This window comes from Sutcliffiella cohnii (assembly GCF_002250055.1).
Classification (GTDB): Bacteria; Bacillota; Bacilli; order Bacillales; family Bacillaceae_I; genus Sutcliffiella; species Sutcliffiella cohnii.
In genome coordinates, this window is record NZ_CP018866.1 from 1,538,827 (window position 1) to 1,556,118 (window position 17,292).

The 17,292-nt window shown below is 34.2% G+C and carries 23 protein-coding genes, 1 pseudogene and 1 other annotated feature; of the genes and pseudogenes, 18 read left to right on the forward strand and 6 right to left on the reverse strand.

The window, feature by feature from the left end; genetic code table 11:
* Positions 1-25: 25 nt before the first annotated feature.
* Positions 26-859: a helix-turn-helix domain-containing protein gene (locus tag BC6307_RS07280; protein WP_066411172.1), complete on the reverse strand. Its 834-nt coding sequence runs from the start codon at positions 857-859 to the stop codon at positions 26-28.
* 110 nt (positions 860-969) lie between these two features.
* Positions 970-1,845 (reverse strand): LysR family transcriptional regulator, encoded by an 876-nt coding sequence (locus tag BC6307_RS07285; RefSeq protein WP_066411169.1) that lies wholly within the window; start codon positions 1,843-1,845, stop codon positions 970-972.
* A 282-nt stretch (positions 1,846-2,127) separates the two neighbouring features.
* On the opposite strand from BC6307_RS07285, the gene hpt reads away from it, so the two are divergent.
* The 4 genes from hpt (at position 2,128) to BC6307_RS07305 (ending at position 4,677) form a co-directional block, all read left to right on the forward strand.
* Complete coding sequence (hpt, locus tag BC6307_RS07290) at positions 2,128-2,652, forward strand: hypoxanthine phosphoribosyltransferase (RefSeq protein WP_066411166.1); 525 nt, start codon at positions 2,128-2,130, stop codon at positions 2,650-2,652.
* Positions 2,653-2,909: 257 nt separating this feature from the next.
* Positions 2,910-3,407 carry a MarR family winged helix-turn-helix transcriptional regulator gene (locus BC6307_RS07295; RefSeq protein WP_066411163.1) on the forward strand — a complete coding sequence of 166 codons (498 nt, stop codon included), beginning with the start codon at positions 2,910-2,912 and terminating at the stop codon, positions 3,405-3,407.
* A gap of 34 nt (positions 3,408-3,441) precedes the next feature.
* Entirely contained in the window at positions 3,442-4,008 is a 567-nt protein-coding gene (locus BC6307_RS07300) for a hypothetical protein (RefSeq protein ID WP_066411160.1), read from the forward strand.
* A 291-nt stretch (positions 4,009-4,299) separates the two neighbouring features.
* Positions 4,300-4,677, forward strand: a complete 378-nt coding sequence (locus BC6307_RS07305; protein WP_066411158.1) for a hypothetical protein — start codon at positions 4,300-4,302, stop codon at positions 4,675-4,677.
* A 265-nt stretch (positions 4,678-4,942) separates the two neighbouring features.
* Here the strand turns inward: BC6307_RS07305 and BC6307_RS07310 are convergent, their stop codons facing one another.
* The gene (locus BC6307_RS07310; RefSeq protein ID WP_066411156.1) at positions 4,943-6,181 is read right to left on the reverse strand and encodes an MFS transporter; all 1,239 of its coding nucleotides are present in this window, start codon (positions 6,179-6,181) and stop codon (positions 4,943-4,945) included.
* A gap of 71 nt (positions 6,182-6,252) precedes the next feature.
* Positions 6,253-6,505, reverse strand: a binding site (T-box leader).
* Positions 6,506-6,955: 450 nt separating this feature from the next.
* Here BC6307_RS07310 and BC6307_RS07315 point away from each other — a divergent pair.
* From BC6307_RS07315 to BC6307_RS07370, 14 genes and pseudogenes are all read left to right on the forward strand, one after another.
* Positions 6,956-7,999 carry a hypothetical protein gene (locus tag BC6307_RS07315; protein ID WP_066411155.1) on the forward strand — a complete coding sequence of 348 codons (1,044 nt, stop codon included), beginning with the start codon at positions 6,956-6,958 and terminating at the stop codon, positions 7,997-7,999.
* Between the two features lie 61 nt (positions 8,000-8,060).
* Positions 8,061-8,429 (forward strand): hypothetical protein, encoded by a 369-nt coding sequence (locus BC6307_RS07320; protein WP_066411153.1) that lies wholly within the window; start codon positions 8,061-8,063, stop codon positions 8,427-8,429.
* A 6-nt stretch (positions 8,430-8,435) separates the two neighbouring features.
* On the forward strand, positions 8,436-8,621 hold the full coding sequence (locus BC6307_RS07325) for a hypothetical protein (protein ID WP_094366096.1): 186 nt from the start codon (positions 8,436-8,438) through the stop codon (positions 8,619-8,621).
* 248 nt (positions 8,622-8,869) lie between these two features.
* Positions 8,870-9,157, forward strand: a complete 288-nt coding sequence (locus BC6307_RS07330) for a DUF5316 domain-containing protein (protein WP_066411152.1) — start codon at positions 8,870-8,872, stop codon at positions 9,155-9,157.
* Between the two features lie 101 nt (positions 9,158-9,258).
* Positions 9,259-10,047 (forward strand): ornithine cyclodeaminase family protein, encoded by a 789-nt coding sequence (locus BC6307_RS07335; protein WP_268874248.1) that lies wholly within the window; start codon positions 9,259-9,261, stop codon positions 10,045-10,047.
* Positions 10,010-10,225 carry a hypothetical protein gene (locus BC6307_RS25505; RefSeq protein ID WP_268874247.1) on the forward strand — a complete coding sequence of 72 codons (216 nt, stop codon included), beginning with the start codon at positions 10,010-10,012 and terminating at the stop codon, positions 10,223-10,225. The genes BC6307_RS07335 and BC6307_RS25505 overlap by 38 nt, the downstream gene beginning before the upstream one ends.
* Positions 10,226-10,347: 122 nt before the next feature.
* Entirely contained in the window at positions 10,348-11,265 is a 918-nt protein-coding gene (locus tag BC6307_RS07340; protein ID WP_066411150.1) for a phosphotransferase enzyme family protein, read from the forward strand.
* 147 nt (positions 11,266-11,412) lie between these two features.
* Positions 11,413-11,601 carry a hypothetical protein gene (locus tag BC6307_RS07345; protein WP_066411149.1) on the forward strand — a complete coding sequence of 63 codons (189 nt, stop codon included), beginning with the start codon at positions 11,413-11,415 and terminating at the stop codon, positions 11,599-11,601.
* A gap of 171 nt (positions 11,602-11,772) precedes the next feature.
* Positions 11,773-12,225, forward strand: coding sequence for a hypothetical protein (locus tag BC6307_RS07350; protein WP_066411147.1), 453 nt, complete (start codon positions 11,773-11,775; stop codon positions 12,223-12,225).
* A gap of 225 nt (positions 12,226-12,450) precedes the next feature.
* The gene (locus tag BC6307_RS07355) at positions 12,451-12,711 is read left to right on the forward strand and encodes a hypothetical protein (RefSeq protein WP_244905126.1); all 261 of its coding nucleotides are present in this window, start codon (positions 12,451-12,453) and stop codon (positions 12,709-12,711) included.
* A gap of 364 nt (positions 12,712-13,075) precedes the next feature.
* Complete coding sequence (locus tag BC6307_RS07360; RefSeq protein WP_066411145.1) at positions 13,076-13,963, forward strand: ParA family protein; 888 nt, start codon at positions 13,076-13,078, stop codon at positions 13,961-13,963.
* Positions 13,960-14,436 (forward strand): hypothetical protein, encoded by a 477-nt coding sequence (locus BC6307_RS07365; protein WP_066411143.1) that lies wholly within the window; start codon positions 13,960-13,962, stop codon positions 14,434-14,436. Before BC6307_RS07360 ends, BC6307_RS07365 begins: the two co-directional genes overlap by 4 nt.
* Positions 14,437-14,558: 122 nt before the next feature.
* Positions 14,559-14,654: a putative holin-like toxin gene (locus tag BC6307_RS25710; RefSeq protein WP_235858039.1), complete on the forward strand. Its 96-nt coding sequence runs from the start codon at positions 14,559-14,561 to the stop codon at positions 14,652-14,654.
* 206 nt (positions 14,655-14,860) lie between these two features.
* Positions 14,861-15,130 (forward strand): annotated as a pseudogene (locus BC6307_RS07370) (HAD hydrolase family protein); the annotation flags it as partial.
* Positions 15,131-15,380: 250 nt separating this feature from the next.
* Here BC6307_RS07370 and BC6307_RS07375 read toward each other — a convergent pair.
* The 3 genes from BC6307_RS07375 to BC6307_RS07385 are packed head-to-tail and all read right to left on the reverse strand — an operon-like array spanning position 15,381 to position 17,198.
* Positions 15,381-15,686, reverse strand: a complete 306-nt coding sequence (locus BC6307_RS07375) for a hypothetical protein (RefSeq protein WP_066411141.1) — start codon at positions 15,684-15,686, stop codon at positions 15,381-15,383.
* The gene (locus BC6307_RS07380; RefSeq protein WP_066411140.1) at positions 15,671-16,699 is read right to left on the reverse strand and encodes an anti-sigma factor; all 1,029 of its coding nucleotides are present in this window, start codon (positions 16,697-16,699) and stop codon (positions 15,671-15,673) included. The genes BC6307_RS07375 and BC6307_RS07380 overlap by 16 nt, the downstream gene beginning before the upstream one ends.
* Positions 16,683-17,198, reverse strand: a complete 516-nt coding sequence (locus BC6307_RS07385) for a sigma-70 family RNA polymerase sigma factor (protein WP_066411139.1) — start codon at positions 17,196-17,198, stop codon at positions 16,683-16,685. Before BC6307_RS07385 ends, BC6307_RS07380 begins: the two co-directional genes overlap by 17 nt.
* Positions 17,199-17,292: the final 94 nt, after the last annotated feature.

The window sequence follows — 17,292 nt, forward strand, 5'->3', positions numbered from 1 at the left end:
GGCAAAAGGGTGGTTTTTTATTTATCTACTCCGGTTGTGCTTTTTCGAATTCGGCAATAAAATCATACATCAAATGTCTATTCTCCCGGCGCTTTTCAACAATGAAGTTTTCGTGTAAAACTCTGTAAAAGTAGCCTTCGAACGTAGAACGGATTTTTTTCATTTTTTTCATGAACATCGATTGTTTAAAGGAACTAACAACTACGTGCATTAATTCTTCTAAAGGACGATTGAAATTGATTTTATTATAGGCAATTAATACTCGTTTCCATAGCTTATAAATTTCGATAGCACTAAAAAATGGATCGGCAGCTTGAATGAAATTTTGATGAATAGTGTCTGGTAGAAAACTAGAATCAATGAGTACTAAATTCTCTTTTTCAGGATGGGCATTTTTGTCGTCCTTTACGTCATTACGATTTGTATTCTCACAGAGTGATTGATGTTTTTCTCTTTGTTTGATAGGAGTGTCATCTAGTGTGACAGGCTGGGATGACACTGTATTTTTTAACTCGTCAATAGGTTGATGTGACTGAATAATAAGGAGGTTTACCCCTTGTTTTCCATTTTTTCTTGCCGTATGTACTCGTTTTAAAATATGTAGTTCTTCTAATTTATTGATTGCACGAATAACCGTTCTTTTACTCACACCTACAAATTGTGCAATTGTATCATTTTTCGCAAACGAAACACCTGGAACTTTTACAGAATGGCGCCAAATGAATTTTAAAACGCTGATCGTTCCTTCTGATAACTCACCTTTATGTATGTATAAAAATCCACGGACACACTTGTCCATTTCTTCTATCGACTGAAAAGATTGATAAGATTGAATCATTTCGTAACTGAACTTTTCCACGTTAAACTCTCTCCTATACTAATGTTTTCATCTTATTAATAAAGAGAAAGAGTGAAAAAGTAGCGTCTTGTAAAAAAATTTAACTATAGAGTGGGATAATTAGCTCTTGTCTAATGTGAAACATTACAGTATTGCTTTAATAGTGCTAAAAGGTTTTTAGCAGGTGTAGAAAGATAATGGTTTTCAAGCCAAATAGCTCCTAAAGAAGATCTCAGATCAGCGTTATCGATTGGTATCGAGTAGAGAGCTTTGTCCTTATAGACATCTAAAACAGATTTTGGAACAATTGTTGCCCCTATTCCACCATTAACTAAGTCCATTAACGTATTCATATCGGAGCATTCCGCTATTTTGTTTAGTTGGAGGTTTTGCCTTGTAAATGCTTCAAGAATTGTACTATAAATACCTAAACCTTCTGTACTTGGAATGATAAGAGGGGTATGAGAAATTTCCTCTAATGAAATAGTGTGTATTTTCTTGTAGGTTACGAAAAAAAATGGCTCGTTCATGAGGTGATGGTAAGTCAATCCACGATATTCCAGTGGAAGGCGTACAAATGCAAGTTCAATCGCCCTTGTTTTTATCATTTCTGCTAAATAAAAAGAGTCATTTTGAACAATTTTTAACGAAACTTTAGGGTGCTTTTCGTGGAAGGTTTGGAGCACTTCGGAAAAACCTGATAAGGATAGGGTGTTAATTCCTACTGCCAATACACCTCTTTTTCCCTCCTCTGTTTCTTGTAATTCATTTTTTATTTCTTCTACACTATTCACCAAATGTAATGCTTTTTCGTAGAGTACTTTACCTTTATCCGTCAATACCATACTCTTCCCACTTCGTTCAAACAATTTAACACCAAGCTCAGTTTCTAATTGTTTTAACTGCATGCTAAGAGGTGGTTGTGACATATGTAACCTAGTGGCAGCGGCTGTTATATTTTTTGCTTCGGCTATTGCTATAAAATACTTTAATCGTTTTATGTCCATCGATATCTCCTTGTATATAAAAAACATATAGTTTCTATATGAATTATATATTTTTCGTATAGGTAAGTCTATGTTATGATTATTTTCATAATTTGTGATTAATATAGAGCGTTTTTTATAATAGTATGATACGAAGCTGGAGTGGAAGGGTTTGCTAGTATCATTTCAAATATCACAGTGACCTATTTCAATATAGTTAATGTGCGATTCTGTTTATGAGTATATTCAGTATTTTAAAGGAAACTCAAAAACAATAAAAACTGTCTAGGAAGGGTAGAAACGATGAAAGAAAATATTTTGTATAATAAAGAAATGATAGAAGAGAAAGTAAAAGAGCTAGGTGCAACGATATCGAGTGATTATCAAGGGGAGGACAAAAATCTCCTTGTTATTTCGTTATTAAGAGGAAGCTTTATTTTCACAGCAGACCTTGTCCGACACATAACAGTACCAGTTAGAATTGAATTTATGGAAACTTCCAGTTACGGACATGGAAAAGAAAGTACCGGAAAAGTAGAAATAGTTTCTGGTTTAACGATGGATATTTCCGATTATGACGTCTTAATCGTAGACGATATTTTAGATTCAGGAAATACGATGAAAACAGTCTATGATTCCCTAAAGGAAAGAAACCCGAAAAGTCTTAAGACATGTACACTACTTGATAAACCATCACGTAGACAAGTTGAGATTGAAGTAGATTATAAAGGGTTTGTTATTGAAGATAGGTTTATAGCAGGATATGGGCTGAACTATGGTCACCATTACCGTAATACACCATATATTTTTGAAGTAATTGAGGATTAATTTTTAGTGCTAGTTGGTTTCCTCCTTGAACTTTAGCTTTTTCAATTGAAGAATATATATGAGGCGGTCACATTTAAAGTGATCGTCTTTTTTTCGTATTTGACCCATACTCGGCAACTGATATTTTCTTCAATAGTAGGATTCATCAATTATTTTTATAACTGTTCGGCTGACAAATATTTAGTGAATATATTTCAATCCGAACAGTTATACTACACTTGTAAATACAATTGTAGATACAAGTGAGGTTGAGGTAGATGAATGTTTTGTATAAACAAAATATGCTTCTTGTTGTAAGGGCGTTATATTTTTGTATGGAGCGAAATTGGGCGGAATTAGAGAGAGAATTTAACCTTACACCTGCCCAGCAACATATTTTATTTTTACTTTCTTCCAATCAATATGAATTAACCCCTACTGAAATTAGTGAATTAGGTTGTTGGCATATTTCAACGGTCACAAGGTTGCTGAAGCCGTTAAAGGTGAACGGTTATGTAAAGGTGGTAACGGACAAAGTGCAGCGAAGGTTTAAAAAAGTAACTATTACAGATAAAGGGAAAACGGTCCTTATTGAATTGATGGATGCGTTCAAAGAAATGGAGCATATGCCGTTTGATATGAATCAAATTAGTGAGAACGAACTAGACCAATTTATTCAATACGGACAGAAACTGTTAGGTAGTCATAAAGGCAATGAATTTTTACAAAAGTTATTTAATGCTCGAGTGGAGAACTTCGATTATTCAGGAACATAGAAAAAAGAAACGTAAGGTAGGAGGGTAACATGTAATGGAATACTATGACTATTGGGCTAGAATTTATGACAGTAACAAACAATCAACGACACTTATTCATTCATATTGGTCCGAATACTCCCATTTCGGGACGTGGCAATTTTGGGTTGTTGTATGCTTAATGATACTTCCTCTATTTATTCTTATATTTCTCGTGGATCGACAACGTATATTTGAGGTATTCTTTTTTGGTTTTACCGTACATGTACTCTGGACGTATATTGATATTGCTTTAGCCAATCACAATAAACTTGTACACCCATATTTTCTCAGTCCTCAACTCCCGTATGCCCTCAGTATAACTACATCCGCCATTCCTGTTGCCTTCCTTCTCGTTTATCAATATTGTACGAATAAAGGTAAAAGCTTCTTCGTTTATATAGTTGTGATAAGCGCGCTGCTCGCCTTTGGGTTTGGTACGATAGAAAAATTAACTGGTTTCCTTGTTTTAAACAATGGGATGAATCAGTTATACTTATTTTTCATTGATATCGTAGTCGCAACAGTTGCATATTTCTTTACTCATATGATCAAAAACTTCGCCAATTGGGGGAACCACTAGTAAACACCGATTAGTAGACGGAGGGACTGTATATTTTTAACGTAAAAACAAAAAAAGTGTGTGTAACTTTCATGGTCTATGTCTATTAATGAGACGGTCAAAATGATTGTCTTTTTTCCTATTTAGCCCAAATTCGGTAACAAATATTTGAAATTAATAACGGAACGGAAACTAAGCTCAAACAGAATAATTAATTGCTAAAAAATGTTATAATATTCGTGATATTATGGTAAAGACATATAGAAACTACTCTAAATTTGAATTGAAGTAACTAAAAGGGGAGGTCACAGCATGGGAAAACAGAAGAAATGGCTTTATATAGTTGTTGGATTATTGCTTGTTACAGTGTTCTTTCTCTATATAAATAATAAGGACGAAAACCATATAGTAAATCATCATGCATTTGGATCCTTCTATATAGAGGAAAAAGACTACCACATTGAACCAGGTGAATATATGGAGATGTGGATAGATGGCTATAACGACGCGGAAAAGGAAGAGAATAGAGTATATTTCAGAGTGTACATCAAGGACGCTAATGTATTTAACCTTATCGAAAAAGAGAAAGTGTACTTCTTAACTTTCTCCAACGAAGATGATCTAAACCGTTACTATTTAGACCAAATTTCCCCACCGGGTGGAGAGAACTTAACGGGGGAAGGAAGATAAGGGAAAGATTCCCCAAGTTGCCTCCCTTTTGGTCTTTTCTTTTTCCTAAATTTATATAACGTATTATTACACATAAAAGTCACAATTCACTTCTCAAAGTGAATATTTAGGATAGATTAAGTAGTTGATAATAAAAGGACCACACCTATGAGACATATCTAAAAGGTGCGGTCCTTAATTTAATTTCTTCTTCATCTAACGCAAGTTTGTTGAAGAAGGTAACCTCCATTCCTATCACTCATAATCGTAGTTTACCATGTGTTGATCAAGTATTGGGTTGATAATATTTACGTTTGGACGATCTTAAATTGAAAGTACATAATATGACAGATAGGATCAACATCACCAAAGCACCAGTAATAACCGCGAATTGAATGGAAAAAATTTGGGCAAGAAGTGCTATAATAACCGTTGTTGTGATAACAAGTGTTGCTTCGACAAATTCATATAAACTACCTATTCTACCCATAACATCCTCAGGAATATTGTTCTGATAAAAAGTAAGAAAACCTGTATTGGCAAATGCAAGAAAGAAGGCAAGAATAAAAAAACCTAATGCAGCAATGATAAACGAATTAGAAAATGCATAAACGATATAACCAACCGATACAAATGTTGAACCTACACCAATCATAATGGAAACTGCAATTTTCTTCACAAAAATGGTATTAATCAACGCTCCAACAATGATACCTGCACCTGCAATGCTTACTAAAAATCCGTAGTCACTATCTGATAAACTAAGAACTTCTTTTGCGAAAGCTGCTTCTAATGAATCAACAGCAGCAGTCATAACAAAAACCGAACTAAACAAAAAGTAAATTAGCATTATATAAACGCTTTTCCTACTAAAATTCATTACGATGTGAAAATCTTTCTTCAATAATTGAATGGATAACTTCTCACCATTATCAATAGCTTTTGACTGTTTTTCTACATTAGGCATGAGTAATGTAATTAATCCTGATAAAAATAATGCAATTGCATTAATGATAATACCGAGTTCAGGTGTACCAATAATGAAAAGCAAACCAGCTAGAGCAGGACCTATCAGAAAAGCTCCGGAATCAATTAAACTTATGAGAGAATTAAACCTCTTTCTTTGTTCGGAAGGAATTAATTTTGTAATATAAACCATCGATGTCGGACTAAACATAGAGGTTGCCATATTAATCAAAAAGACAATAAAATATAGTAACAACAAGGATGTATCTAGGAACCAAGGTACAAAAAATAAGCAAAGTGCTCTAAAAATATCAAGAAAGATCATCAAATTTCGTTTATTTAATCTGTCAATAACACTACCAGACCAAAAGTTTGTAAACATAGTTGCTAAAGGTATTAGAATGTAAAGTACAGCTACGGCAAGAGGAGAACCTGTGAGTTCAAATACCATTAAATTTAGTGCAATTAAGTACACCCACGCACCTAAATTTGATACTCCTATACCTAGCAATAAAATTGATGGGTATTTCCATGCTTCTAGCATATTTTTGAATTTCATCAAACTCACTCCTAAAGCATATTTGTATTACGTTTTTTAAAATAAAAAAATCCCACCACCAAGACCTTAGTCTTGGAGACGAGATTTATTATCGTGGTACCACTCCAGTTTATTAATATGTCACCATATTAACCTTATCGGGTACGGCATTAAAATGCTTATACCCTAGCTCTATAACGGGAGCACCCGTTACACCATCCCCCCTAATAAGGTTCCAATGTAATGCTCAGAGGCTTGTTTCAATAATAATTTCTTACTCCTTTTCAGCATCTGGAGCTCTCTGTAAAGAAACTTTTTATTTACTCTTCTCATCATCGCAATTATCAATAATTAAATATTTTTAAAATTATAACATTAACTTCCATATATTGTACACCTAAATATTAAAATCTTATAAACAATCGAACCTTATTGTCGAAATAGCTAAGCAATTGGCAACCGTTTGAGGTTAACTCTGGTATTTAAAAGGTTACTAATGAAAGGTAGCATCCTAATATAAATTAATTTCATTAGTTGAATAGAAAAAGTTTGCTAATTCCAAAAAATGCTATAATATTTGTAAACATTGAATTTAGGAGAAGGTACATTATGCATACTTCATTATTAAAACAAATAAGCGGTACAAATATAATTAGCCAAATAGATTTAGCAATTAAATCGATCTGGATGAAGCATATAAAAAAGGATTATAACAACCAGTATCTGTTGAAAGAAGATACACTTAAAAATGCTATTTACCACCATTAACGTACCGAATTAACAGACCAATTCCTAGTGAAAAATAGCATTAGAATCTTTACAGAATACCATTATAAAAATGGGATAGCTGATATAGCTGTCGTCCAAATAAAAAGAAATAGTTCCAATGATTATTTAAGTGAACAAGTAGAAAATGTTCTTGCTATTATAGAGGCGAAATATAAATCTGGTGGTAGTGTAGCACCGTTTGAACGAGATATTATAAAAATAGAAAACTATATGAATCTAGGTTTTAGTGAAAATACGCAATATTATTTGGCGTTTATCCATGAAACAGAATATGCGGAAGAATCGGAAGAATCATGGTTAACCCCTACACAACAAAAATGGGCTAAGGGGAAAGTGGCAGAATTAATGGCATATTACGAATATGGGAAACTGGTATGGAAAGTGTTATCTCATAATGGTCTAAATGAGTCCTTTGAAGTGGGTTCAAGCACTATTAAGAAAGAGCTATTACTGGAAGCAAAGGAGAGCTTTAATGAAGAAAAGTATTCGAAAGATATTTATTTCTATTATTTAGATGTAGTTGATAAATCCACAAAAGTGACGGAAGAATTAAAAGAGGCAGTAAGATACTTGTTGTTATGGAAGTTAGGAAAAATAAGTCGAAGTAAAACTGCAAGTAGCCAAGCGGTATCCACTAAAGGTAACTATGAAGGTCAATACTTTTATGCTGGAACTACATCATCAAATAACGCGGCAATCGAGCAAGCGCTACATTACAATTTATTAGAACTTGGTATCCAGTTTAAGAACGATAATATTACGTATGAAGACTTTAGAGAAAGAGTGGACTCCATTACGAAAACTTCTATCGTATTACCAACATTTTATATTCACATTTGGAAGCCGCATTTGTACCCCATATTAGATGTTAAAGTTTGGCGTACTTACTTATGGAGTCTTGATAAAGAGATTACTAAAAATTCTAAACCATATTCATGGAAGCATTATGAAGATTACACCAGGTTCTTTAACAGTATCGTTTCTGAGACCGAATTAGACTGGAGAGAGGTTGATAAAGGTCTATGGAGTCTAGGAGATATAAGATTCTAGAATAATTCGAGTGTTTGCATACTCGCCGTGGATATATTAAGTAACCTAAGGAGGTTCCATGATGAATAATAAAAAATGGATATTTGTTATGAGCGGTGTTTTAGCTGTAGTGGTTTTGTATTTTCTTATCAATAATGAAACAAAATCTTATACTAGCCATACGTTTGGCTCCTTCCATGTTGAAGAAAAAGGTCATCACATTGAACCCGGAAAGTATATGGAAATGTGGGTTGTTGGCTATAATAGCGAAGAGAATGAAGAAAACCGTAAACAATATAAAGTTTATATTAAAGATGCGAATGTATTCAATTTAATTGAAGAAAGTAGAAACTACTTGATGTCTTTTACGAATGAAGAAAGCCTAGATCGCTATTACGTACAACAAATCTCCCCACCAAACTCAGAGAACTTAACAGGAGAAGGAAGGTAGGGGGACATGGCTGATATGTTATTTCTATTGAAACTTTTTAAAAAGGAACCAAAAGAGATTAAGAAAAGTAATAAAGCGAAGAAAACAGATATCAAAAAGGACAATAAATATATTCGCAAAGGTAAGCTAGGGGAATACAAGATTGATATTCAATTAAGCCAACTTCAGAATGATTATAAATATACATCTTAGATTGAGTCCATCATCTCGTATTTAGACAGAAAATAACCCACCCTTGAGCTTTGACGGCGAACAGAGTGGGTTATCCTTCAAAAAAAGCCGTCCAAGGGACCTACGACTATTTTCTGACCGTTTAATGTTGCAGCACCATTCGGTCATCTTTAATATATGCGTTTATAATAACATGCAACAATTAAAAGTGAAACGAAATCAGTTTTGAATCGTATGAATAGTTAGGCTAAGGCTAAGGAGGTATGATCATGAAGTATTTATTAACTGGGGCTATTTTATCGGTAATCGGAGTTCTATTATCAACTTTTCTTTGGAGTTTTAATCAAGCATATATGATACCAGGGGGAATTGGAATTGTATTTCTCTTAGGTGCAATGGTTACGTCAGGAAGTATGGTAAGCGGTGATAGAATGAGAGCCAACTTTTCAACAGAATCAGCCGACGATAGAAAGATAAGAAATAGAACAACTTCTCGTTTAGCCTTATTGGGTTTACCAAGTTTATTTATTGCAATCTTAATTTATTACTTATTCTAAGGAATTCTATATCTGTTATGAAATAAAATCAATTTTTTTATTATAAAATCACTAATTATTAAGTTTACTAATCACCCCTAAAAAATAAAGGAGAATATATAATGCAAACATTATTACTTACTCGTACAGAAATACAAAAACTAATGGAGCCTTTAGAACTTTACCCAGTCTTAAAAGCGGCCTTTGCTTCTTATTCTTTGTCTCGTGAAATCCCAGCACAAAGAGCTCGTTCCAACCTTCCTCAAGAAAATACCAGTGCTATGCTCTTGTTCCCTGGACTCATCTCAAATATTCCAGCATATACAGTAAAAAATCACGCTAAATTTCCCTCTCATTCCCCTTCTATTAAAGGTGTCATAAACCTCCACGATCTTGAAACAGGACATTTATTGGCTATTATGGATTCCACTTATATTACTGCTATTCGAACAGGGATAGCTGGTGCAATTGGAACTCATTTATTAGCAAGAAGGGATGCTGATAGTGTGGCTATTATTGGCGCAGGAGTCCAAGGTACACTTCAACTTCAATCTCTCAAACACCTTAGAGAAATTACTAAAGTTTTCGTATTTGATACTTATAATGAAAAAGCAAGCTCTTTTGCAGAAAGTATTTCAAATGAGTTAAAGATTCCTATAACTGTCTGTAATAGTGTTGAAGAAGCAGTACAAGAAGCTGATATTATTATAAGTGCAACATGGTCAAAGGAGCCTTTTTTGTTTTCAAACATGGTTAAGAAAGGTGTACATATTACAACTCTTGGCCCAGATGAGCCGGGTAAATGTGAAGTTAGTGCAGAGTTAATCGAGAAATCAATATTTATTAGTGATGATAGAGACCTTGCAGTACAAAATGGGATCTATAGGTGGGGCAGGCTTAACAGAGGATAACATACATGCTGAAATTGGTGAAGTTATTAACGACCAAAGTTTAGGAAGAACAAATGACGATCAAATTACTATATACGGGGCCGTTGGTTTAGCTTTTCAAGATTTAGTAGGGGCATGGCATGTCTACCAAAAAGCTAAAGAGCTAAACCTAGGAAACTATATAGATTTTCTAGAATAGGGAATATATTCTATTTTTAATTCCGATAAAAGATAACTTGTTTCCGAGAAGAAAATGAGCTTTTAAATGTTATTGTACTAACGAGCCAGTTTAGTTGAAGAAGAACACAATAGGGGGATAATATGAATAATACAGATATTTCGCTCATTTGTCTCAATTGGGCTTTAGATATTAAGGATTCCAAAATTCTCTCAGATAGATCATATCTTGTTATTTCAACAAATGATGAAAGATTTATTTTAAAGGTGAAAGGTAATATCGCTGAGACAGAAAGAGAAAATGAACTTCTATATTTCCTTGAATCGAAGGGATTGAAGGTGCAAACCCCCTTAAAAAGTAAAAAAGATGAGCTTATTGTTACTCATAATAATAAGAATTTTGTACTGTATAACTTTATAGAGGGAGAAGTCCATAGTGCAGTCCACTACCTTCAAAACCATAATGACTCTAATCTGCTCGGGGAAACAATTGCTTACATGCATAGAGACCTGAGGGATGTACAGTACACAGAACAATTTAATCAAAAAAACCTGTACAAAATGGTTTCAGAATTTGCTATAAAAGAGGTCTTTAAGGTAGACGCCGATTCTAATCTAAAAAGCTGTCTGGAGTGCTTAGATAAGGAGTTAAAGAATAATATTGAAAGTTTACCTAGACAGCTAATTCACCGAGATACACATATTTTTAATTTTGTATTAAATGGTGATAAACTTTCCGCAGTAATTGATTTTGAAATTGCTGAAGTTAATGCAAGATTATTTGATGTCTGTTATTGTTCCACAAGTTTATTGAATGAAATATTTTCGAATATAGAACAGAGAGAAAACTGGTTTAGTTTTGTTGAAAGACTATTTACTTCTTACAACAAAGTAAATAGATTAACCGCTGAGGAAAAGGACTCTATATACCATGTTATGTTATCAATCCAGCTAATTTTTATGGCGTTTTTCTCTAATGATGTCGGTCTATATAAAAGAAACAAAGAGATGTTCGTGTGGATATATACCCATAGAGATAGAATTCAGAAAACCGTTAGGTAGTGAGTAGTAGTATCTTATTTCTTGAACTAAAGGGGCGAGTATTCAATAAGGACAGTCGCTTGTTGTGCTAACGGAGCAGGTTAGTAGAAGTAGGGAATTACGGAAAAGTAGTTGAACATATGCATAAAATACAAAGGAGGAAAGGGAATGGTTTTGGTATGGAGTATTGTCGGGGTGTTCGTTGTGGCACTATTGTTATTTGGTTATTTTTTAGATAAAAAAACCAACCGTTATAAACGAATCAGCGATAAGAATGCTAAAGATGGACTGGATTCTATTAAGGATGAAACACAAAAGCAGAATCCACCAAATTCAAATCATACTAGTTGGTGGTAATAAGTTAGCCATCTTAGCTTTATTAGTTTAGGGGTAAAGTGTACATCGTTTACTTGAACTATAGGGGGCTTGAGCGAAAGACTGGTAGCTGCCGTCAAGGCAGTTTCTTTGGCTTATTGCGCTAACTGGCAGTAGAGTTGAAGAAGTTGTCAAATTGAAAGGGAGGATAAAATGGGTGTAACTCAATGGGATATACAAGAAGTTAAGCATTTAAAAAGGAAGCAATTAGTCCAAAACAATCTAGTAATGATGTTTTTATTCGTACTGATTGGTTACTTTTCTAAGCACGGAAAGCCCTCCCTTCTCATTGGAGTATTTTGTGTGCTTTTATGGATAATAGTAGCTATCACGTTGTACACCATAAAAACGGGAAGACCTATCGGTACAAAGACAAGTAAACGTGTGCAGGAATTTGACAGAAATCGTTCGGGAGAGAAACGTTGGAAGCAAAAAAAAATGACCGAGGCTGTCATTATCAGTGTTATCAGTGTTCTTATTACAGGTTTATTGTTTGTTAAGGATTTTAACTCTCTAAGATTGGACTTTCCTATTGGTGCTTTCCCATTTATCGGGGCTTGGATAGGCTATAATATAGGAGAGATTATAAGAATGAACAATTTGTAAGGTTAATCGAAAAATAAGTAGAAACTCTTATTCAAGAACGGGTGCAAGAGTGGAAGAAGGAGTTGTCGATGGCAGCTCCTATTGTTGTTAGCGAGAAGAGTTTAATAATAATTTGCCTTTTATTAATAGGGGGTGGGGAAAATTGAAATAAATACTGATTCGCTTGTAACTTTTATAATTATGTGGGGAATTCCAATTTTTATGGTTTTTAGAGGCTATTTTAAATTGGATACCGATGATAAAAAATCAGCAATGAAAGATTTTCGTTCCAAACGATTTATTCTTACAATTGGATTCATTGTAGGAGGTGTTTTCTTAACCCATTTAGGTGTTTTATTCGCTATCAATATACTTAAAGGAATCGGGATTGCTATATTGATTATTGGTGGCATCTTTTCAACAATAGAGATGTGGAAGGAAAGTAAAATTAAAAGTGTTCCAATCCTTATTTTGGTATCTTTTGTAGTTTTGATAAATGTAACTTAAATAATTATTATTGTACTAAAGGGCGTTAGTTGAATAACAGGTTATTAGAATATTAAAACGCAGAGAAATGTTAAAACCTCTGCGTTTTCTTTTGTAATTTTGTTGTCAAAAATCATGTGGTTTAATCTGTTAATTCGTTTGTTAATTTGGTTTTTCTACCTCTTAACCGAACTACTTAGTTTAACTTGAAGGCTCTTTTTTTCTATTAAAAAGGTTGTGGTTTATTTAGCTTTACTATGTCTATAGAAAATTTAATTTTAGTTAGAGTTGTGTGAAAAAGACAATACAATCTGTTCCAAATTATAGCATATATCTCCGCCCATCCACCTATATATAAACTGACAAACATCTAGGAGGGGCATATATGGGGAGAGCGAAGAAAATTTTTGTCGGTAATTATAAAGGTGGGGTAGGGAAGACGACGAGTGTGTATTACTTGGCGCACTATTTAGCAGAGCGGTATAAAATTTTGCTTGTTGACTTAGATCCGCAATGTTCTTTAAGTGAGATTTGCTTGAAAAGTACGGAAAGAGACTTGATTGATTTAAGAGATGATGAATCGTTAAACTATGCATTAGATATGTACCTTCAGTCGAAAAAGCTAAATCATGCGAGGTTTTCTATTGATACCAGGAAACTAATTAAGAACTGTTCGAGAAATCATCGAAACATAGATTTTATCCCGTCTAATCTTTTTTATAGTAATGGTGGATTAGATGAGCTAGCCATTGATATGACGACTGAGCAAGCTGGACTTGAGAATTTATTTATCCTGCATAACTTTTTGCTAGATCACCAGTTAGAAGAAAAATATGATCTCATTATTTTTGACTGTCCTCCTACTAATAATCTCATCACACAGAGCGGCTTCTTACTATCAGACTATTTTATCATTCCAACTATAATGGATAAGGTGAGTACGAAAGGTGTTGCTCACTACATAAAGATTGTGAATAAAATATACGAAAAATACTGTGCAAACAAGGATTACGCTCCATTTATTAAGCTAGTATTTGGAGATAAACCGAAGCTTCTCGGTGTTTTTGAAACGATGCGAAAGGGGCCTTCTCTACCTCAAGGCCAAAGTGAATTAGGCGACGTGAAAATGTACGAGACGGCTATAAAACATTTAAATTCCATTTCGGAAGCACTGTCCAATGGTGAAATAAGTCCAGAGCATTTAAAGTATAAAGAGTTAGCAGACGAAGTAAAGAGAGATTTGGATCCGACTACATTAGAGGTGACTTTGTGAACAAATCAGAGGCTATTCAAACGTTGGAGAAGTGTAAGCGAATATTGGAAGCTGTTGATGAAAGGTTGATGAAACAGGATATACAAACTTTAGAACAAGTAATGGCGTTTATAAAAGAAGGATCAGAGCAAGTTGAGAAACGTCATACTAGTAAAAAAGCAAACTTCGATGGGAAGAGATTTTTACAAGATGTGCAGGAAAATTTATCTTCTAACGAACTGTTAGAAAAATATGAGTTGAACTTACCTACCGAGTACTTAAAAGGGAGCGGGAATATTGTGACGTTATGGAGGGAGTTAAGTAAAACAGCACGAAATAAATTCAGAATACCGGAACTTCAATCTATTTACATTCTCCTCAACAAAAGCGCAACGTACAAAAAATCTTGGACAAAAAAGAAACTAGTGGAAGAAATAGATAGTTCCGTAGCATCGTGGTTACGAAGTGAGAGGTTGACTAAGGAAAGACCTTAGAAGTTGTAAACACATATAGAACAAGCGTTCTGTTTTGTGTTATAATAATTTCGCAATAGTCAGTCAGGGAAACTCAAGGGTGGTCGGCATTACCCCAAGTTAGAAAGGGGGTGATGCAAGTGATGACGACATTTCAAACTTTAGTGCTAATGATCTCATTCGCTGGTTTGATTGTGTCCATCCTAATCGTATTTAGACAGAAAATAACCCACCCTTGAGCTTGACCGGCGATATGGTGGGTTATCCTATACATTTAGCCGCCCCCCTTGAAGGGACCTGCGACTATTGCTTGACTAAGTGGTGTTGATGCACCGCTTAGTCTTTTTTATTATATGTCTTTATATTATTTAGTATAACCCATTTTACTAGAGGTGAAAAGAGTTGAACGTGGAGTAAAGGGAACAGGTGGGCCGTGAAAAAAGCAAGGTGGCACCCTTTTATTTTGAATGTTTTACAAGAGAATATATCAAAGTCTGTAGCTATCTTAAAAGTGTTGGAGTATTTTAATTTGAATCTAACAGAAGCAATTGCGTTTGGAGATGGTGGAAACGATATAGATATGTTAGAACTTGTCGGTTTAGGTATCGCGATGGGAAATGGAAATGAGGAATTAAAGAGCGTAGCCGATTTCGTAACGAAAAAGTCGAGTGAAGACGGTATATCCTTCGCATTAGAAAAGTTCGGTGTAATTTAAGAGGTGAGGGACAGTTGAGTTACACACATTGTAGATACCGAACCTGTCCCTCTAACTCTTAAAAGTATATAATTTCTCTCTTCTTGTATTTTTTTAACAGTAAAAATAATCATGCAATACCAATATGAACAAATTGTATAGAGTGGACTTTCCGGTGAAAATTTTTACTTTTCAGGCTGTCGAACACTTTCGATATCAGTGGTAGACACGGCCCAAACGATTGGAAGGCTCTCTTTATGCAACTAATACCCTATGGCTTCGCATTAATACTCCAAGCAAACACAAACATCAGGATTGCAAAAATAAGAATAAATACATTCAGTCCAAGTCCCCAATACGCATATAATCGGTTACTTCTATTAGTAAATAAACCAAAAATGCCAAGAAAGATTCCTAAAAGGGCTAACGTGAAACTTCCAAAGGCAATATGAAAGCCTGTTAGCAAACCTATGTTAACCATTACTAGTATAATAATTCCGATTAGAAAGGAAATGATGCCACTACCAGTAAATATATTTGAAAGCCTAAAACGATTTCTTTTTACTTCCAGTTCCATAGTTTCACTTCTCCTATCTTCATAGATTTAATTTTTTCGTTATCCTGTAAATTGCGTAATTCGGCTGTTGGGCCAGTAACGACCACACCATAAATTTTGATACCATTTTCCTCGATATACGTTATTCGTTCTTCTAAAGATAACGATTTTGCCCTAGCTAAAATGGTTGCAGTTTCCTCGTTCTCTTTTAAAAATTTAAGTATGTCTAGAAAAACTTCTTCGTTCGTTTGTTCTCGTCCATTAAACGGTGACCACGTCGTTGTGTCAACTTGGGCAGGGTAGCCTAATGGTGTAAGTGGGTAACCATCTTTGTCTATTCTCTTTCTTTCTAATCCAGTGTCTACTGCAAGCCATCGTACTTCCATATCTCCATTAAATAATTCGTTCACTTCGGATACATCAATCGTTTCTGAAAATGACACGTACAATTCAGAAACAGTCCCATCCGGAAGTCCTTTTAAAATGTTCCAATCGGAATTCGTGGATACTAAGACGTCAGGATGGACAATTAATTCGGATTCAGGCTGGGGTATTTCCTCCAATGGTCTTTCTAGTAACAAATTTCTTTTCGGAAAATTAGGTTTGTCAAAATAATAATTAATCTCATAGTCACCGACTTTATAGTCTTGAGAACCAATCCTTTTATATACATCAAAGTTAAGGTCCATCGTGAAAAAGCCGATCTCCTCTTCTATCTCCATCTCTTCCACACTCATATTCGGTTCCGTAACATATATAAGTTTGGAAGCAACTTCAATAGCATTGTTCGCGCGGCCATAATTTTCACCACTACTATAGTAAAAGTAAGTTAATAAGGTCATCACTGGAACAATTAATAATAGAATAGCTAAGCTTATTAAAATGTTCGTAAACATTGCTTTGTTTTTACTTCTTTTCACGATTGTTTGTTGTTGTTTTGGACTATATTTTTGATCAAATTCATCAATAGAGTTGTTTAACATTTGTTCATACAGATTTTCGTCATTTGAATGATTTTTATCTTTCTCTTTCATCTCGTTCCCTCCGTTTCTGTATTTTCGCGATCATTTTTTCTCTACCGCGTAATAAATGACTTTTTAACGTATTCAAATTTAAATCTAATATGTCTGCAGCTTCTTTGTACGAGAGTTTATGAAAGTCACATAGTAGGAGCACGTTTTTTTGTTTATCATTAAGAGAATGTATATCTTCCAGCAACTGTTGAAAACTTTCCTTTTCAATAAATTGCTTTTCTGGTGACTTTTCTGGCGGTATCCCTTTAGGCTCTATATTTTCTAACTGATCACTTACAATATATCGCTTTCTTTTTCTCGTAAAATCAATAAATGCATGGTAGGATACTTTAAATAGCCAAGCTTTTATATTGGTAATCTCTCTTTCATCAAGTGTAATAAATGCTCGGTAGAACGTTTCTTGAACTAGATCCTCCGCTGTAAAATGGTCTTTTGATAAGGAGTACAAGTATCGGTATAAATCATTTACATGCAGTTCATATATCTCATCAAGCTCCAAAGGCCTCACCCCAATCTAAGCAAACCACGTATGAATGTGGTGAAAAGTTGCAATTTTTTATAAAAAGTTTTTAATACTTTGAGAGAATTAAAAA

Excerpts from the sequence above, each read along its gene's own strand:
- BC6307_RS07340 (WP_066411150.1), top strand. The coding sequence starts at position 10,348 with ATGAATAATACAGATATTTCGCTCATTTGTCTCAATTGGGCTTTAGAT.
- BC6307_RS07320 (WP_066411153.1), top strand. The coding sequence starts at position 8,061 with ATGAATAATAAAAAATGGATATTTGTTATGAGCGGTGTTTTAGCTGTA.
- BC6307_RS07295 (WP_066411163.1), top strand. The coding sequence starts at position 2,910 with ATGAATGTTTTGTATAAACAAAATATGCTTCTTGTTGTAAGGGCGTTA.
- BC6307_RS07325 (WP_094366096.1), top strand. The coding sequence starts at position 8,436 with ATGGCTGATATGTTATTTCTATTGAAACTTTTTAAAAAGGAACCAAAA.
- BC6307_RS07300 (WP_066411160.1), top strand. The coding sequence starts at position 3,442 with ATGGAATACTATGACTATTGGGCTAGAATTTATGACAGTAACAAACAA.
- BC6307_RS07345 (WP_066411149.1), top strand. The coding sequence starts at position 11,413 with ATGGTTTTGGTATGGAGTATTGTCGGGGTGTTCGTTGTGGCACTATTG.
- BC6307_RS07335 (WP_268874248.1), top strand. The coding sequence starts at position 9,259 with ATGCAAACATTATTACTTACTCGTACAGAAATACAAAAACTAATGGAG.
- BC6307_RS07375 (WP_066411141.1), bottom strand. The coding sequence starts at position 15,686 with ATGGAACTGGAAGTAAAAAGAAATCGTTTTAGGCTTTCAAATATATTT.
- BC6307_RS07360 (WP_066411145.1), top strand. The coding sequence starts at position 13,076 with ATGGGGAGAGCGAAGAAAATTTTTGTCGGTAATTATAAAGGTGGGGTA.
- BC6307_RS07285 (WP_066411169.1), bottom strand. The coding sequence starts at position 1,845 with ATGGACATAAAACGATTAAAGTATTTTATAGCAATAGCCGAAGCAAAA.
- hpt (WP_066411166.1), top strand. The coding sequence starts at position 2,128 with ATGAAAGAAAATATTTTGTATAATAAAGAAATGATAGAAGAGAAAGTA.
- BC6307_RS25505 (WP_268874247.1), top strand. The coding sequence starts at position 10,010 with ATGGGATCTATAGGTGGGGCAGGCTTAACAGAGGATAACATACATGCT.
- BC6307_RS07305 (WP_066411158.1), top strand. The coding sequence starts at position 4,300 with ATGGGAAAACAGAAGAAATGGCTTTATATAGTTGTTGGATTATTGCTT.
- BC6307_RS07310 (WP_066411156.1), bottom strand. The coding sequence starts at position 6,181 with ATGAAATTCAAAAATATGCTAGAAGCATGGAAATACCCATCAATTTTA.
- BC6307_RS07330 (WP_066411152.1), top strand. The coding sequence starts at position 8,870 with ATGAAGTATTTATTAACTGGGGCTATTTTATCGGTAATCGGAGTTCTA.
- BC6307_RS07350 (WP_066411147.1), top strand. The coding sequence starts at position 11,773 with ATGGGTGTAACTCAATGGGATATACAAGAAGTTAAGCATTTAAAAAGG.
- BC6307_RS07380 (WP_066411140.1), bottom strand. The coding sequence starts at position 16,699 with ATGAAAGAGAAAGATAAAAATCATTCAAATGACGAAAATCTGTATGAA.
- BC6307_RS25710 (WP_235858039.1), top strand. The coding sequence starts at position 14,559 with ATGACGACATTTCAAACTTTAGTGCTAATGATCTCATTCGCTGGTTTG.